General features: G+C 73.1%; 18 protein-coding genes (1 of these 18 running past the window's edge). 13 read left to right on the top strand and 5 right to left on the bottom strand.

The features are described from left to right. Positions 1 to 724 precede the first annotated feature (724 nt). From E6J59_02180 to E6J59_02195, 4 genes are all read left to right on the top strand, one after another. Entirely contained in the window at positions 725 to 1,852 is a 1,128-nt protein-coding gene (locus tag E6J59_02180) for a hypothetical protein (GenBank protein TMB23278.1), read from the top strand. A gap of 150 nt (positions 1,853 to 2,002) precedes the next feature. Continuing rightward, complete coding sequence (locus E6J59_02185) at positions 2,003 to 2,455, top strand: hypothetical protein (protein TMB23279.1); 453 nt, start codon at positions 2,003 to 2,005, stop codon at positions 2,453 to 2,455. Continuing rightward, positions 2,427 to 2,864 carry a hypothetical protein gene (locus tag E6J59_02190; protein TMB23280.1) on the top strand — a complete coding sequence of 146 codons (438 nt, stop codon included), beginning with the start codon at positions 2,427 to 2,429 and terminating at the stop codon, positions 2,862 to 2,864. Before E6J59_02185 ends, E6J59_02190 begins: the two co-directional genes overlap by 29 nt. Continuing rightward, positions 2,858 to 3,526, top strand: a complete 669-nt coding sequence (locus E6J59_02195; protein TMB23281.1) for a hypothetical protein — start codon at positions 2,858 to 2,860, stop codon at positions 3,524 to 3,526. The genes E6J59_02190 and E6J59_02195 overlap by 7 nt, the downstream gene beginning before the upstream one ends. An 18-nt stretch (positions 3,527 to 3,544) precedes the next feature. Here E6J59_02195 and E6J59_02200 read toward each other — a convergent pair whose 3' ends face one another. Then, positions 3,545 to 3,883 carry a hypothetical protein gene (locus E6J59_02200; protein TMB23282.1) on the bottom strand — a complete coding sequence of 113 codons (339 nt, stop codon included), beginning with the start codon at positions 3,881 to 3,883 and terminating at the stop codon, positions 3,545 to 3,547. A 217-nt stretch (positions 3,884 to 4,100) separates the two neighbouring features. On the opposite strand from E6J59_02200, the gene E6J59_02205 reads away from it, so the two are divergent. The 3 genes from E6J59_02205 to E6J59_02215 all read left to right on the top strand — a co-directional run bounded on the left by E6J59_02205 (position 4,101) and on the right by E6J59_02215 (position 6,043). After that, positions 4,101 to 4,346 carry a hypothetical protein gene (locus E6J59_02205; protein ID TMB23283.1) on the top strand — a complete coding sequence of 82 codons (246 nt, stop codon included), beginning with the start codon at positions 4,101 to 4,103 and terminating at the stop codon, positions 4,344 to 4,346. Positions 4,347 to 4,402: 56 nt separating this feature from the next. After that, entirely contained in the window at positions 4,403 to 5,401 is a 999-nt protein-coding gene (locus E6J59_02210; GenBank protein ID TMB23284.1) for a TIGR03560 family F420-dependent LLM class oxidoreductase, read from the top strand. A 150-nt stretch (positions 5,402 to 5,551) separates the two neighbouring features. Next, on the top strand, positions 5,552 to 6,043 hold the full coding sequence (locus E6J59_02215; protein TMB23285.1) for a hypothetical protein: 492 nt from the start codon (positions 5,552 to 5,554) through the stop codon (positions 6,041 to 6,043). Here the strand turns inward: E6J59_02215 and E6J59_02220 are convergent. After that, positions 5,994 to 6,803, bottom strand: coding sequence for an SDR family oxidoreductase (locus E6J59_02220; GenBank protein TMB23286.1), 810 nt, complete (start codon positions 6,801 to 6,803; stop codon positions 5,994 to 5,996). The genes E6J59_02215 and E6J59_02220 overlap by 50 nt on opposite strands. Before the next feature lie 82 nt (positions 6,804 to 6,885). Between E6J59_02220 and E6J59_02225 the strand changes: the two genes are divergently transcribed. Both E6J59_02225 and E6J59_02230 read left to right on the top strand, forming a co-directional pair. Further along, entirely contained in the window at positions 6,886 to 7,419 is a 534-nt protein-coding gene (locus E6J59_02225) for a hypothetical protein (protein TMB23287.1), read from the top strand. Positions 7,420 to 7,494: 75 nt separating this feature from the next. Next, positions 7,495 to 7,812 (top strand): hypothetical protein, encoded by a 318-nt coding sequence (locus E6J59_02230; GenBank protein ID TMB23288.1) that lies wholly within the window; start codon positions 7,495 to 7,497, stop codon positions 7,810 to 7,812. 3 nt (positions 7,813 to 7,815) lie between these two features. Here E6J59_02230 and E6J59_02235 read toward each other — a convergent pair whose 3' ends face one another. The 3 genes from E6J59_02235 to E6J59_02245 are packed head-to-tail and all read right to left on the bottom strand — an operon-like array spanning position 7,816 to position 9,768. Then, positions 7,816 to 9,006: a CoA transferase gene (locus E6J59_02235; protein TMB23289.1), complete on the bottom strand. Its 1,191-nt coding sequence runs from the start codon at positions 9,004 to 9,006 to the stop codon at positions 7,816 to 7,818. Further along, positions 9,003 to 9,272, bottom strand: a complete 270-nt coding sequence (locus tag E6J59_02240) for a hypothetical protein (protein ID TMB23290.1) — start codon at positions 9,270 to 9,272, stop codon at positions 9,003 to 9,005. The genes E6J59_02235 and E6J59_02240 overlap by 4 nt, the downstream gene beginning before the upstream one ends. Before the next feature lie 10 nt (positions 9,273 to 9,282). Further along, entirely contained in the window at positions 9,283 to 9,768 is a 486-nt protein-coding gene (locus E6J59_02245) for a tetratricopeptide repeat protein (GenBank protein ID TMB23291.1), read from the bottom strand. Between E6J59_02245 and E6J59_02250 the strand changes: the two genes are divergently transcribed. From E6J59_02250 to E6J59_02265, 4 genes are all read left to right on the top strand, one after another. After that, on the top strand, positions 9,623 to 10,846 hold the full coding sequence (locus E6J59_02250; GenBank protein ID TMB23292.1) for a long-chain fatty acid--CoA ligase: 1,224 nt from the start codon (positions 9,623 to 9,625) through the stop codon (positions 10,844 to 10,846). The two genes, E6J59_02245 and E6J59_02250, sit on opposite strands and share 146 nt — an antisense overlap. Continuing rightward, positions 10,843 to 12,042, top strand: a complete 1,200-nt coding sequence (locus tag E6J59_02255; protein TMB23293.1) for a hypothetical protein — start codon at positions 10,843 to 10,845, stop codon at positions 12,040 to 12,042. The genes E6J59_02250 and E6J59_02255 overlap by 4 nt, the downstream gene beginning before the upstream one ends. Then, positions 12,039 to 13,235 (top strand): aspartate aminotransferase family protein, encoded by a 1,197-nt coding sequence (locus E6J59_02260; GenBank protein TMB23294.1) that lies wholly within the window; start codon positions 12,039 to 12,041, stop codon positions 13,233 to 13,235. The genes E6J59_02255 and E6J59_02260 overlap by 4 nt, the downstream gene beginning before the upstream one ends. 998 nt (positions 13,236 to 14,233) lie before the next feature. Beyond that, positions 14,234 to 14,369, top strand: partial view of an AAA family ATPase gene (locus tag E6J59_02265; GenBank protein ID TMB23295.1) — the beginning only. Its footprint extends 1,214 nt past the window's final position; the window shows 136 of its 1,350 coding nt (coding positions 1–136); the start codon lies at positions 14,234 to 14,236; its stop codon lies beyond the right edge, outside the window.

Consider the following 14,369-nt stretch of genomic DNA (forward strand, 5'->3'; position numbering starts at 1 on the left):
GGTTTCTCCACCATAGAGGTGCTCGCCGGCAGCGGGCTCACGCTCATCATGATGGGGACGACCGTGAACTTCTCGCAGGCGCAGCTGAAGGCCCTCGCCACCCAGCGCTCGTACGCCCAGAGCCAGAGCGCGACCCGCACGGCGATCGACCTGATGACGCGCGAGCTGCGCATGGCGTCACTCGACCCGACCAATCTCGCGCTCCCCGTCTCGACCACCCTCACCTGCCGGGACGTGAAGCAGGGCATCGTCGAGGCAACCCCGACCAGGATCCACTTCCGCCAGGATCTGAACGCCGACGGCGCGCTCACCGGCCCGGGCGAGGACGTGACCTACGACCTCTCCGAGGGCCAGATCCGCCGCACCGACGGCACCGCCCAGCCGGTCGCAATCGTCGACTCCGTCCCCGCCACGGGGCTCGCCTTTCGCTACTTCGACGGGAGCAACCCGCCGGTCGAGCTGGTGCCGGCGGGGGCGCTCGACGGGCCCCATCGCGACTGCGTCGCCAAGGTGCGGCTGACCGTGATCGCCAACGTGGCCAACCCGAACCCCCTGATCACCACACCCATCAAGTCGGTCGCAGAATCCGAGGTGGCGATCAGGAGTCGCTCGCTGATGAACTTCTAGGGGGAGAGCCGCCACCGTGTCTGCGCATACCCGTTCCGCCAGGCGAGCCCCGCGACCCGCCGAGTCCGGCATCGCCCTTGTGCTCGCGCTGTTCGCCATGACGACGCTCCTCGTGGTCGCGGCGAGCGCGCTGCTCGTGGGCAGCGCCGACATCCGCGCCACGCGCAACTACCGCGAGGCCTCGCAGGTCCACTTCGTGGCCGAGTCCGCGATCGCCCACGCCATGCAGGTGGTGAACGGTCCGGGTGTGGTCAACTTCCAGAACGACGTCGTGACGCCGTGGCCCACGCTCTTCGGCAGCGCCGCGCTGACCTTCGGCCCGGTCGGGGGCTACGCCTACACGGTGTCCGCCGTCAGCGACCCGATCGACCCCGTCAACTGGGGCCGCTTCGTCGCGACCGCGACGGGCCCGGAAGGGGTGCGCAACGTCGTGGCGGCGCGCGTCAACCGCTCGAACATCCCGACCGCCGCGCCCGGAGCCATCTACCTCTCGCAGGATGGCCGGACCGACTCCACCTTCAACGGGGACGGCTTCAAGATCGACGGCAACGACCACCTCTACACGGGTGGGCTCGCCAGCCCGAACCACCCCGTCCCCGGCCTCTCGACCCGCAACGACACCAACACGCAGGAAGCGATCAACAGCCTGAGCTCGGGGCAGCGTGACAACGTGCTCGGCCTCGGCTTCATCGCCGGCTCGCCCGCCGTGCCGAGCATCCTCACGTCGCCGGTGGCCCCGAGCGTCGCGCAGCTGAACCAGTTTGCGGCCGATCTCGTCGCCCGTCCGGGCGTGGTGATCATCAACGACTCGAGCATCCACGGCAACACGACCTTCGGCACCGAGACGGAGCCGCAGATCACCTACTTCAACAACTCGAGCGGGGTCGTGTTGGGCAACGGCAACGCCTCGGGCGCGGGCATTATGATCGTGGAGGGTGACCTCACCATCCAGGGCAGCCTCGAGTTCAAGGGGCTCGTCATCGTGCGCGGACGCACGCGCGTGGACGGCACGACCACCGACTCGGGGAACGCGACGCTCTACGGCTCGCTGTTGACGAACGACGTGAACCTGACCGTCGGCGGGAGCGTGCTCGTCAACTACAGCTCGCAGGCCCTCGGACTCGCCAACCAGGCGAGCGGCGGCATGGCGCTCCCCGCGCCCGTCCAGCTGGCCTCGCTCATCGACTGCTCGCAGGCCGTCGCCGGCACCGCCGGTTGCCCGTGAGGGCCCCCGCTGCGGCGTTCGGCACCGCAGCCGCTCCGCGCCGTTGTACCGCAGCGACGCGGACCTGACACGCGTCTGCCACAGCAAGGCAGCGCCCCGCCCGCAGCGGCGTGCACCCTCCTCGTGGCATCCCCGTTGCTCTCCGGGGCGATGGCCTCTCGACGCCACCGGAAGAGCCGGGGAACGACGCTGCTCGACGTCGTGATCGCGAGCGGGATCATGCTCGTCCTGCTCGCCGTCGGGGTGCCCAACCTGAGCCGCCTGCGCTCGCCCTACGCGCTCGCGGGCGCGACGCGCCAGATCGCGGCCGACCTGCAGGCCACCCGCCTGCGGGCGATCGCGCGTAACGCGTCCTACCGGGTGAACTTCGACGCCGCGCACGGCTCGTACACGATCGAGCGCTCGCAGGCGGGCAGCTGGGTGGCCGACTCCGCGCCCCAGCCCCTCCCGAGCGGCGCCCAGCTCGGCACGGTATCGCCCGGGAACCCCGTCTTCGACACGCGGGGCATGCTCGCCGCGCAGGTGACGGTCCCGGTCACCGTGAGCGGCTCGGGGAGCAGGACGGTGACGGTCAATGTGCTCGGCAAGACCACGATCAGCTAGGCGCTCGGCGCGCGGCTTCTCGCTCATCGAGGCGGTCGCCGCGACGTCCTTCCTCGCCCTCGCCCTGATGGCGTTCGCCGCCAACACGATCACGCTCACCCACAACGAGAAGAGCGCCGACTCGACCAGCGCCGCCCATGCCCTCGCGCAGCAGACGCTGGAGCAGCTGCGCAGCGCGCCGTTCGGCGCGCCGGCGGTCGCCCCGGGCAACTACACCGACCCGGCGAATCCGCTCAGGGCCGACGGCACCGCCGGGGGTATCTTCACCCGCCGCTGGATCGTCTCGGCGAACAATCAGCCCATCCTCGGGCTGCGCACCGTGACCGTGACCGTCTCGTGGACGGACACACGGTCCCACACCACCACGCTCGCCGCGTACGTCCGCTGCGGCCCGACCCCACCGTGCTGAGCGCCGCCCGCCGCCGGCCGCGCGCGCGCGGCATGTCGAGCATGGAGGTTCTCGCCGGTCTCGGGCTGACGCTCATCCTGCTCACCGCGGTCTACACCTTCCAGCAAGCCCAGCTGAAGGCCTTCCTGGCCCAGAACGTGTACAGCGACAGCCAGAACGTGACCCGGAGCGTGATCGACCTGATGGCGCGCGAGCTCCGCATGGCGAGCTACGACCCGGGAACCGCGCTCGGCCCCCCCTCGCCGGGACCGTGCGCCCCCGGCGTCAAGCGGGGGATCATCGAGGCGACGCCCACCAAGATTCACTTCCGCCAGGACCTGAACGGCGACAACCTCATCGGGGCCCCCGGCGAGGACGTCACCTACGACCTCTCGAACGGCACGATCCTGCGCACCGACGGCATAGCCCAGCCAGTCGTGCTCGCGAGCGGCGTCCCGACGGGCGGGCTCAGCTTCCTCTACTTCAACAGCACTGCCAACCAGATCGTCCCGGGCGGCTCGCCGCCCGCGCTCGACCAGTGCCAGCGCGACAGCGTCGCCAAGGTGCGCATCACCGTCACGGCGAACCTGCCGAATCCGAACGCCCGCATCCCCACCCCCATCGCCTCGGTCGCCGAGTCCGAGGTGGCGATTCGCAACCGCTCGCTCGACAACAGCTTCTAGGCGCCCGTGCCGCCGCCCTCAGCGCGCGGTGAGATCGCGGATCACGCCCAGGCGGCGCCGCTGCGTGCGCTGGAACTCCTTGTCGAGCCGCTTCTGCTTGGCAGGAGGATCGTTGCGGTTCTTTGCTTCGAAGCGCTCCTGCTGCACGCGCAGCAGGTGATGCTCGATGCGTCGCTGGTCCGCCTGCAGCTCCTCGCGCGACGCCGTGCTCTTCTCGGACGCGCTCGGCGCGTGGGGCGGCGCGTTTTCCGGCCGGGCCGAGACTTCGGCCGAATCCACGGTGGCAGAGGTCTCCTTCACGCTCCGGATGCGGCGCCGGGGGACGATCAGATCGACCCCGCCGCGCACGAGATGCATTCGGTCCCCGTCCTCCCAGTAGCTGTCGACCGTCATCCGCTCGCCGGCATCGAGGTCCACGAGATAGGAGCCGAGCGCCGGTCCCGTAGACAATACGAGGAGTCCCGCCGCAGTGATCAGTCGCATACCGAGGCATCGAGCAAAGCTCGTGCCGCCGCTTCGCGCGGCACGTGGCTTGCTCTCTCCAAGGGCAGCGGACGTTGCGGAGGTGGAGTGGATGGCGTTTCGACCCGGCGATTACGTGTACCCCGCCGACCTGCCACGGCGCTTGCTCTGTCGCGTGGCCGCGGCCGAGAGCGGACGAACTCGAACGGGCACGTTCCAGATACTGACGCTCGAACCGCTCGAGAAGCCCTGGAGCGACTGGCCGGGCCCGAACCTGGTCGTGCGCTTCGACGAGGCCGTCCGACCCGCACCCGCACGTGACCTCTGGCGGGGCGCCGCCGACCGCCCCGCGGCCTGAGCAGATGTGGAAGCCGGCGATTGCCCGGGGTGCAGCGGGCAGGCTAGAGCGGCGGCATGCGCACCGCCGTCCTCGTCGCCCTGGCTCTCCTTCTCGCCCGGCCCGCGCTGGCGGAGGCGCCCGCGCACGTCCGCTTCGGCATCCAGACCCCCAATCAGAACGTCGCCTGGGACGACCTCCTCGCCGCCTGGAAGGAGGCCGACACCCTCGGCTTCGACAGCGCGTGGGTCTTCGACCACCTCATCCCCATCTTCGGCGACCAGGACGGCCCCTGCCTCGAAGGCTGGACCCTCCTGGCGGCGCTCGCCGCGGAGACGCAACGGCTGCGCGTCGGCGTCCTCGTGACCGGCAACACCTATCGCAACCCCGCGCTGCTCGCGAAGATGGCCACCACCGTCGATCAGGTGAGCCACGGGCGCCTCGTGCTCGGCATCGGCGCGGGCTGGTTCGACCGCGACCACACCGCCTACGGCTTCGCGTTCGGGAGCCCGCACGAGCGGGCCCGCAAGCTGGCCGAGGCGCTCCAGGTGATCACCAAGCTCTGGAGCGAGGATCACCCGAGCTTCGCGGGGAAGTACTACCAGCTCGAGAAAGCCCCCTTCGCGCCGCCGAACGTGCAGAAGCCGCACCCCCCGATCGTGATCGGCGGGCAGGGCAAACGCTGGATCGTGCCGCTCGTGGCGCGCTACGCGGACGGCTGGAACGCCGTGAGCGGCGTCACGCCCGACGGCATCCGCGAGCGGCGAGCCATCATCGAGACGGAGTGCAGGCGCATCGGGCGGAGCCCCTGCCCGAGCGAGGTCTCCGTGCTGCTGCCCCTGGTCGCCATCACCGGCATCCCGCTCGCGGGGCCGGTGGTGCGGCTCGGCGCGCGCGCGCTGGTCGGGAAAGAGGTGGCACAGTCGATCCTCGCCGACAGCCCGGCCGCCATCCAGCGGCGCATCCGCGAGTACGTCGACGCCGGGGCCACCGAGATCATCCTCTGGCTGCGCCCGCCGTTCGATCGGGGGCTGCTCCGCCATTTCGCGAAAGACATCATGCCAGCTTTCAAGTGATCCCAGAAAAGCCGCACCAGGCACGGCTTTTCCGCACCTCGCATCTGCAACCTCGACACAATTGACTCGCCTGCGGGGCGCCGGTATCTTCCGGCCCCCAGCCTCCCGGAGAGGCCCCGGCCGGGCGGACGAGAAGGACGCCGAGACCCCATGCGCATGATGTTCCCGGGAGTTCGCGAGCGCCGGACGGTGGACCGCCTGCTCACGAGCTTCTTCCGGGACCACCGGGATCTCGACTTCCGGCGGGCGATCGGCTTCCTCTCCCGCTTCTACCACCTCCCGCGCCCCCGCGTGCGCTGGTTCGAGTACCTCGACTGGGGCAAGACGGCGGGGCGGACCTACGAGAACGGCGACATCCACCTGGTCCACCCCGAGAGCTGGAAGCGGGGGCGCAAGTACAACTCGGAGCGGCAGTGGGTCCGCACCGTCTACCACGAGTTCGGCCACTACGTGCTGTGGGCCGACCCGGAGCGCAAGGCGGACGGCTTCGCCTACCGCTTCGTGCGCGGCGTCGCGCTCGAGGGCCGCGGCGGCGGCCGCACGCGCCTGGTCGGGACGGCCGCCAGCCGGGCGCGCCGCAAGCGGGCGAGCCTCAGGCGGTCACATCCTCCCCGCCGTCCACGCCGATCACGTTTCCACTGATCCAGCGGGTACCCGGCAGCGAGAGGGCGGCGATGGCGCCGGCCACGTCCTCCGGGCAGGTGAGCCGGCCGCCCGGGTTGCGACGGCGGGCTTCCTGAAAGAGGTACTCGGCGGCCGGGATCTTGCGCGAGGCCGGCGTGTCGGTGACGCCGGCGCGGATGGCGTTGACGGCGACGCCCGCCGGCCCGAGCTCGAGCGCCAGCTGCCGCACGTGGGATTCGAGGGCGGCCTTGGCCGCCGACACCGCACCGTAGAAGGGCATGACGCGCGTGCCGCCCGAGCTGGTCATGGCGAAGACGCGGCTCCCTTCACCGAGGAGCCCCCGTGCGTGAAGATCCTGCACCCAGTAGACGAGGCTGTGCGCCATCACGTCGAGCGTCATCTCCAGCTGGGCCTTGGTCGTCGGCTGGTCGGGCACGTCACTCACGAAGGGCTTGAGCGTCCCGAACGCGAGCGAGTGCAAGAGGACGCGGAGCGGCTTTCCGCCCGTGAGCTCGCGGGCACGGTCGCAGACGTGGGCGCGCTTCTCGTCGTCGGCCGCGTTGACGTTGAAGAACTCGGCGGGTGAGCCGGCGGCGCGCACGTCCGCCGCCACGGCCTCGGCCAGCGGCAGGGTCACCTTGCGGTCCAGGTGTACTCCGATGATGCCCATGCCACGGCGGCCGAGCTCGCGGGCCGTGGCGGCGCCGAAGCCGCTCGACGCCCCGAGGACGAGCCCCCACTCGCCCGCGAACGGGCGCCAGACGCTGTCGTCAGGCATGCGCGGGGGACGATAACGAAAGCCCCTCGCCAACGCCACCCCGCGGGTTGTGGGCCCTTCGGCGCTCCGCTACCCTCGCTCCGTGGGCGGCAAGGGCGATCGTCCGGCGGTCGAGAACCGCTGGTGGGTCGATCACGGCAAGGACGCGAAGGGCAACCCCCTCCCGCGGCCGCCGGCGGCCTTCGGCGGGCGGTTCTTCCGCACCGGTGAAGGCTTCGACCAGGAGCGCGCCCGGCTGCGCTTGACCGACTCGAACCTGAAATGGCTCGAGGAGTCGGACCCGCCGCCCGACGGCTGGGTCGTGGTTCGAACGCTCGCCGGGGAGCACTTCCCCGAGGGCCGCCTCGAGAAGACGAAGACAGCGCTCCGGCTGCCGCCCGGGTGCCGCGGCGTGCTCGTCGACTCGGGCACCTCGCTCCGGGCGATCGCCACCGGGCAGCCGGTCGGCCAGCGGCTGGTGGAAGTTCGCGTGGGGGACGAGTCGTCCTTCGACGCCTGGGTCAACGGCGAGTGGGTCCGCGAGGCGCTGTTCCGCGACTTCGAGGACGGGCTCAGGCGCGCACCCGCCCTGGTGCGCGAGTACCTGACCACCTCCCGAGCCGCCTCGCTCGTGTGACGATTCGCCCGTCCCTTTACCCGCGCGCCGCGGGTGCGCTATGGAGCCCCCACCAAGCCCAAGGGGGGATACCCTATGGCGGCCACCGAGGATGAGCTGGCGAAGCAGAAGGTCCAAGAGGCGGTCTGGCAGTGGACCGGCCGGCTCGTCGTGCTGGCCGTGACATTCGGCTTCGGCTTCTTTGCCGCCTGGATCCTCTGGGGCGCCGGCGTGAACGGTGCGCCGGCACTGCGCAACCTGAAGGAGAAGATGGAGGCCGAGGTCCTCGAGCGCAAGAATCGGGAGGTCGACATCACGGGCAAGCTCGTGGTGACGCAGGGCCGGCTCGATCAGTGCGTGACGGACCTCCAGAAGGCGCGCGCGGCCCAGTCGGCGCCGCCCGCGGCGCCCTGACGGTCAGATCACCTCGGCCGCGCGGAGACGCCTGAGCTCCTCGGCGCCGAGGCCGAGGAGCCCGGCGTAGATCTCTTCGTTGTGCTCGCCGAGCTCGGGACCGAGGCGGCGCACGGCGCCGGGCGAGTCGGAGAGCTTCACGGCGACGCCCGGTACGGCGACCTCGCCGAGCTTCGCGTGGGGCAGGCGCACCACCATGTCGCGCGCGAGGATCTGGGGGTGTCGGAGCAGCTCGGCGACGCCGTAGACCGGCGCGCAGGGCACGTTGGCGTGCGCCGGCCCGAGCGCGTCCGTCACCTCCTCCACCGAGCGTCCGGCGACCCAGGCGCCGACCAGCTCGTTGATCTCGGCGCTGCGCTCGAGCCGGCCGCTCGATCCGCGAAAGCGCGGGTCGCTTCCCAGCTCCGGACGCCCGATCGCCTCTGCCAGCCGCCGGAAGATGCGGTTCGTCGCCACCGCGATCACCACCCAGCCGTCGCGGGCGCGAAAGCAGTCGTAGGGGGCGGTGGCGAGGTGGCGGTTCCCGACCCGCGCCGGGAGCTTCCCCGTCGCAGCGTGAATGGCCGGCCAGCCGTCGAGGATCGAGAAGACCGCGTCCTGCGCCGAGACGTCGACCACCTGCCCGCGGCCGGTGCGGCTGCGGGCGCTCAGCGCCGCGAGCACGCCGATCACGCCGAATAGCCCCTGGAGGTAGTCGCCGAGCGAGCCGCCCCCACGCGTGGGCGGGCTCTCGGGGAAGCCCGTGAGCGACATGAACCCGCCCGCCGCCTGCGCCACGATGTCGTACGACGGCCGCTCCGCCCACGGCCCCGTCTGTCCGAAGCCCGACATGCTGGCGACGATGAGCCGCGGGTGCTCGCGCACGAGCGCCCCGGGGGCGAGGCCCCAGCGCGCCAGCGTGCCGCCGGCGAAGTTCTCGGCCAGCACGTCGACGTGGGGGAGGAGGCGCCGCACGAGCGCCCGGCCCTCGGGCTGCCGCAGGTCGAGCGTGATCCCCTTCTTGTTGCGGTTGAGCGCGAGGAAGGCGACGGGCACGCCGTCGGCAGTCGGATAGCCGTAGCGCCCCTCGTCGCCGCCGCGCGGCGCCTCGACCTTGATCACTTCGGCACCCAGGTCGGCGAGGATCGCGGTGCAGAACGGCCCGGCGAGGAAGCGGGTCAGGTCGAGGACGCGAACGCCGGCGAGCGCGCTCACAGGTAGGGCACGAAGTTCTTGAGCGCGGAGAGCAGCGCCTCCAGGTCCGCGTACTCCGCGAGCTCGCCGTAGAGCAGCGCGTAGATGCCGCGTACGCGCTCCTCGTCCTGCTCCTCGCGCCGCACGGAGAGCGCCTGCTCGAGCTGCTTCAAGAGCGGCTGGGTCTGGAGCTTGGTCTCGACCGGGATCTCGTCCGAGAGCGCGATGAGCAGCCGGCTGCGCTCGATCAGCCGCCCGATGATGTACTCGTCGCTGCGCTCGACCACGTTCGCCGCCTCACTCCGGCTTCTCTTCCTTCAGCTGCCGCTTCCAGTCGAGCACGCGCGCCCTGGCGCCCTCCGCCTCGGCCTCGGGGACCATGCCCGCCGCCTGATAGAAGCGCGACAGGCTGGTGTGGGCGAGCACGTCGTCGGGCATGAGCTCGCAGAGCCTCTTCCCCGCGTCGATCGCCTCCTGGTGCCGACCGAGCTCGTTGTACGCCATGGCGAGCCCGTGCCAGGCGTCGACGTAGCCGGGGTCGAGGGCGAGCGCCTCCTCGTACCTGGCGACCGCCTCCTCGAGCTTGCCGTCGCCGAAGAGATCGACGGCGGCGTCGTAGAGGTCCTCCTTGTTCGGCATGTGGGATCCGTACCGCATTCCCGTTGGCACGGGCAAGGCACTGGTGCCCGGGCCGCTCGCGAGGTATCCCAGATCCAGCCATGTGAGGGCACGGGGCAGAGGCGGCTGGCCGGCGGCGCCGGTCCGTCGTATGCCTCGCGCCATGACCCTCGAGGCGGAGCTCGCGGCGGCGATCGAGGCTGCCGCGCGCGGCGTGCCGCCGCCCGACTTCGAGCCGTGGGCGCTGCGCGTCTTCGCGCATCAGTTCGAGCACAACGCGCCCTACCGCGCCTTCTGCGTGCGGCGCGGCGTGACGCCGGCCACCGTCGCGCGCTGGGAGGACGTGCCCGCCGTGCCGAGCGTTGCCTTTCGCCAGGTCGACCTCGCCTGCGGGCCGCCGGAAGCCGTCTTCGTCACCAGCGGGACGACCAACCGGGCCGCCCGTGGCCGCCATCTCGTCCCGCACCTGGCGCTCTACCGCTGTTCGGCGCTCGCCAGCTTCGCCCGGTTCGTCCTGCCCGACGGCGTGCGCCTCCCGTGCCTCGCGTTCGTGCCGCCGCCGGCGCTGCGCCCGGCCTCCTCGCTCGTGCAGATGTGCGTCTGGGTGGGCGAGGCGCTCGCAAGCAGCATCGAGTGGATGATCGGCGAGCGCGGCCTCGAGACGGAACGCCTGCTCGCGCGGCTGGCGGCCGCGGAGGCGAGCGGCGAGGCGCTCCTGCTCGTCGGCGTGACGGCGGCGTTCGCCGAGCTCTTCGCGGCCTGCCGCACGCGCGGACGCGGCTTCCGCCTGGGCCCCGCGAGCCGTGTCGTCGACACCGGCGGGCAGAAGGGCACGACGCGCCCGCTCTCGCGCCCCGCCTTCTTGAGCGAGTGCTGGACCCTGCTCGGCATCCCTGGCTACTACTGCATCAACGAGTACGGCATGACGGAGCTGTGCTCCCAGCGCTACGACAGCGCCCTCGACGACCGCTTCCACGGCCGGAGCCTCGCGCCGCGCCGGCTCGCGGGGCCGCCCTGGCTCCGCACACGCGTCCTCGACCCCGACACGCTGGCCCCGGTCGCGCCGGGGGCGACGGGCCTTCTCTGCCACCACGACCTCGCGAACGCCGGCTCGGTGTCGGTGGTGCTGACCGAGGACCTCGGGCGCGCCGCCGGTGACGACGGCATCGCGGTGCTCGGCCGCGTCCCGGGTGCGACGCCGCGCGGCTGCGGGCTCCTGCTCGCCGACCTGGAGCCCCGATGAACGCCGAGACGTCGGCGGCCCTCCTCGCGCGCCTCGGGGCGGCCGTGGATGCGCGCGCGCGCCTGCGGAGGCGGCCACTCGGTGACACGGTCGCCGCCCTCGCCGCCGCGGCGGCACGCTGGCGCGATGACCCGGCGCTCCGCGCCGAGCTGCCCGCGGCCGCGCGTCTCTCTCCCGCGATGATCGCCGCGGTCGTGCCGATCGCCGCCGAGGCGCTCGACGCCGTCACCATGACGAAGCTGATCGAGCGCACGTGGGGCGCCGGCGCCGCGCGCCGGCCCGCGCCCGACGGACCGGCGCTGGTGGCACACGTGGTCGCGAGCAACGTGCCGGCGCTGGCGCTGCCCGCGATCGCGCTCGGTTGCCTCGCGGGCGCGGCGGTGCTGGTCAAGTCCGGCCGCGACGACCCGCTCTCGGCGCCCGCCTTCCAGCGGGCGCTCGCGGCCGTGGATGCGCAGCTCGCCGCGACCATCGTCACGACGTACTGGCCGGGCGGCGACGTGGCGCAAGAGGACGCGGTGCTCGGCCGCGCCGAGGTCGTGGTCGCGACCGGCGGCGACGCCACGCTCGCCGCGCTGGCAGAGCGGCTGGGCGACCGGCTGGTCGCGCACGGCCCGCGCTGGAGCGTGGCCGTGATCGGACGTGGGGCTCGGGACGCCGCCGCCGCGCTCGCACTCGACGTCGCCCTCCACGACCAGCGCGGCTGCCTCTCGCCGCACGCCGTGTACGTTGCAGGCGAGGCACGTGGGTTCGCCGAGCGGCTTGCGGCGGCGCTGGAGGCGGTGGCGGAACGGCTCCCGCCGGGCACGGCGAGCATCGAGGCCCGCGCGCAGGCGCGGTTCCTCGCCGCGCAGGCGGAATGGGCGGCCGGCGCCACGGTCCTGCAGGGCGCCGGCGGCACCGTGATCCACGAGGGCGAGGCCGCCTTCCGTCCCACCTGCGGGCTCCGCACCGTGCGCGTGCATCCGCTGGCCGACCTGCGCGTCTTCCCCGACCTGCTGCCCACGGGGCAGGTCGAGTGCGTCGGGGTGGCGGGCGCCGACCCGACGCCCCTGGTCGCGGCGCTGCGCGCGCGCGGCGTGTCGCGCGTCTGCCCCGTCGGCCGCATGCAGCGGCCGCCGCTCTCGTGGCCGCGCGGGCAGCGAGCGCCGCTCTTCGCCCGGCGTGCGGAACCCCTGCTCGAGGTCGAGCGGTGAGCGACGACCTCGCGGCGCTCTTCCTCCGCCACGTGTGCCAGACCTCGGCGGCGCCGCTCGGCATGCAGGTGGGGCGCGCCGCCGGCTCGACCGTGTGGGACGCGAACGGCCGCGCCTACCTGGACCTCCTCGCCGGCATGGGGGTCGCGAACGTCGGTCACACGCACCCCGAGGTGGTCGCGGCGGTGCGGGCGCAGGCGGAGCGGCATCTCCACGTCATGGTGTACGGCGAGTTCGTGCAGGAGGCGCAGGTGCGACTCGCGACGCGTCTGGCGGGGCTCCTGGCGCCGCCGCTCGCGGTCGTCTACTTCACCTCGAGCGGCGCCGAGGCGATCGAGGGCGCGCTCAAGACGGCGCGCAAGCACACGGGACGGCGCCGCCTCGTTGCCTTCGAGGGCGGCTTCCACGGCGACACGCTGGGCGCGCTCTCCGTCGGCGGGAATCCCGTCTACCGCGTGCCCTTCGAGCCGCTCCTGCCCGAGGTCACGCGCCTTCCCTTCGACGACCTGGCGGCGCTCGCGGCGATCGATGCGCGGACCGCCGCGGTGGTCGTCGAGCCGGTGCAGGCCGAGGCCGGCGTCCGCATACCGCAGCCGGGCTTCCTGCCGGCACTCCGCCGCCGCTGCGACGAGACCGGGGCGCTCCTCGTCCTCGACGAGGTGGTGACCGGCTTCGGGCGCACGGGACGTCTCTTCGCACACCAGCACTGGGGCGTGGTTCCGGACCTGCTCGTGCTCGCCAAGGCGCTGGGAGGCGGGCTGCCGCTGGGCGCCTTCGTCGGCAGCCCGGCGGTGATGGCGACGCTCGGCCACGATCCGCCGCTCGCGCACGTGACGACCTTCGGGGGCCACCCCCTCTCGTGCGCGGCCGGCCTGGCGGCGCTCGAGGTGCTCCTGCGCGAGGACCTCGCCGGGCGCGCCGCGGCGCTGGGCGCCCGCCTGCTCGAGCGCCTGGGCGCGCTCGTCGGGGGGGGCGGCCTGGTCGCCTCCCGCGGCCTCGGTCTCCTCGTCGGCCTCGAGTTCGCCGAGGCCGCAGCCTGCGCGCGCTTCGCGCGGCGCGCGCTCGAGCGCGGCCTCATCCTCAACTGGACGCTCCACCGCGATACGGTCGTCCGCCTGGCGCCGCCGCTCGTGCTCACCGACCCGGAGGCCGAGCGTGCGCTCGACGGCATCGCGGCGGCGCTGGCAAAGTAGACGAGCTCCTTCTCGGCGAGCGCGATGCGCACCTTCTGGGTGTAGCCGCTGTGGATGCCGCCGTGGAGACGCACCGGCGTTGCCGCTACCGCGATCCCGCCCGCGCCTCAAGCGACGAGCGTGTAATTGACCACACTCCGATTGCTGCATTATCGTCCGCCTCGCGCGGCGACCCATGCCGGAGCCCACGCCAGCCGATGCCCTCGAGCGCATGCGGCGCCAGGTGCGCGCCGTCCGCTGGCGACAGAACCTCCACGAGCTCCAGCGCGCGCTCTACCATCTGCTCGCCACCCTCGCCGCCGCGGCGACCGCGCTCGTCGTCCTGGCGCTCCTCTGCACGCCCGGGCTCTTCGCCGCCGCTGCGTGGGGCCTCGGCGCGGGAAGCGTCCTCCTCGCCGCCTGGATCACGCGCGCCCTCGGCCGGCGCTGGCTCTCGGGCGCGCGCACGCCGCTCTGGATCGACCGGCACGCCCGGCTCGAGGGGCGGCTCGCGACCGCGCTCGAGCTCGAGCGGCACGGCGGCGTGCGGGCGCCCTTCTTCCCCCTGCTGGTCGAGGACAACGCACGCCGGCTCGCTGCGTGGCGCCCCGAGCGGCTCGTCCCCGAGGGCATGCCGAGCGGCGCCTTCGCCGGTGCGCTCGCCGCCGTCGGCGGCTTTCTGCTCGCGCTGCTGATCGCTCCGTGGCTCCGGCCGGGTGCCCCGGCGGTCGTATCCGGCCGCGCCCCCGACGGCTCCCCGGGCCGCGTCGGGATCGTACGCAGGGGCCGACCGCCGGCGCCGGGCCGCCGCTTCGTGCTGCTCGCCCGGCCCGACGAGGACGACTCGGCGCTCTCGCGCCTGCCGGGCGCGCTCCAGGAGCGCATCCAGGACCGGCTCTGGGGCGAGGATCGTGAGGGCGCGCGCGAGGCGATGGAGCGCGCCGAGCGGGGTGCGAGCCCCGCGCGCGAGGACGCATGGCCACCCGCCGACCCGCTCGCCGAAGCGAGCGACCCCATCGATGCGAGCGACCCCGAGGAGCGCTGGGCGGTCGCACGCAGGCTGCCGGCCGGCGCGAAGCCCCCCGCCGGCGAAGCGAGCGCGGCGACGGCCGAAGCGCCCGGCGGCGACCAGGAGGCGGCGCGCGGCGACGGCGC

The organism is Deltaproteobacteria bacterium, assembly GCA_005879795.1.
GTDB lineage: Bacteria > Desulfobacterota > Binatia > DP-6 > DP-6 > DP-6.

Excerpts from the sequence above, each read along its gene's own strand:
- E6J59_02180 (TMB23278.1), top strand. The coding sequence starts at position 725 with ATGACGACGCTCCTCGTGGTCGCGGCGAGCGCGCTGCTCGTGGGCAGC.
- E6J59_02185 (TMB23279.1), top strand. The coding sequence starts at position 2,003 with ATGGCCTCTCGACGCCACCGGAAGAGCCGGGGAACGACGCTGCTCGAC.
- E6J59_02190 (TMB23280.1), top strand. The coding sequence starts at position 2,427 with ATGTGCTCGGCAAGACCACGATCAGCTAGGCGCTCGGCGCGCGGCTTC.
- E6J59_02200 (TMB23282.1), bottom strand. The coding sequence starts at position 3,883 with ATGCATCTCGTGCGCGGCGGGGTCGATCTGATCGTCCCCCGGCGCCGC.
- E6J59_02205 (TMB23283.1), top strand. The coding sequence starts at position 4,101 with ATGGCGTTTCGACCCGGCGATTACGTGTACCCCGCCGACCTGCCACGG.
- E6J59_02210 (TMB23284.1), top strand. The coding sequence starts at position 4,403 with ATGCGCACCGCCGTCCTCGTCGCCCTGGCTCTCCTTCTCGCCCGGCCC.
- E6J59_02215 (TMB23285.1), top strand. The coding sequence starts at position 5,552 with ATGCGCATGATGTTCCCGGGAGTTCGCGAGCGCCGGACGGTGGACCGC.
- E6J59_02220 (TMB23286.1), bottom strand. The coding sequence starts at position 6,803 with ATGCCTGACGACAGCGTCTGGCGCCCGTTCGCGGGCGAGTGGGGGCTC.
- E6J59_02230 (TMB23288.1), top strand. The coding sequence starts at position 7,495 with ATGGCGGCCACCGAGGATGAGCTGGCGAAGCAGAAGGTCCAAGAGGCG.
- E6J59_02250 (TMB23292.1), top strand. The coding sequence starts at position 9,623 with ATGTGGGATCCGTACCGCATTCCCGTTGGCACGGGCAAGGCACTGGTG.
- E6J59_02245 (TMB23291.1), bottom strand. The coding sequence starts at position 9,768 with ATGGCGCGAGGCATACGACGGACCGGCGCCGCCGGCCAGCCGCCTCTG.
- E6J59_02255 (TMB23293.1), top strand. The coding sequence starts at position 10,843 with ATGAACGCCGAGACGTCGGCGGCCCTCCTCGCGCGCCTCGGGGCGGCC.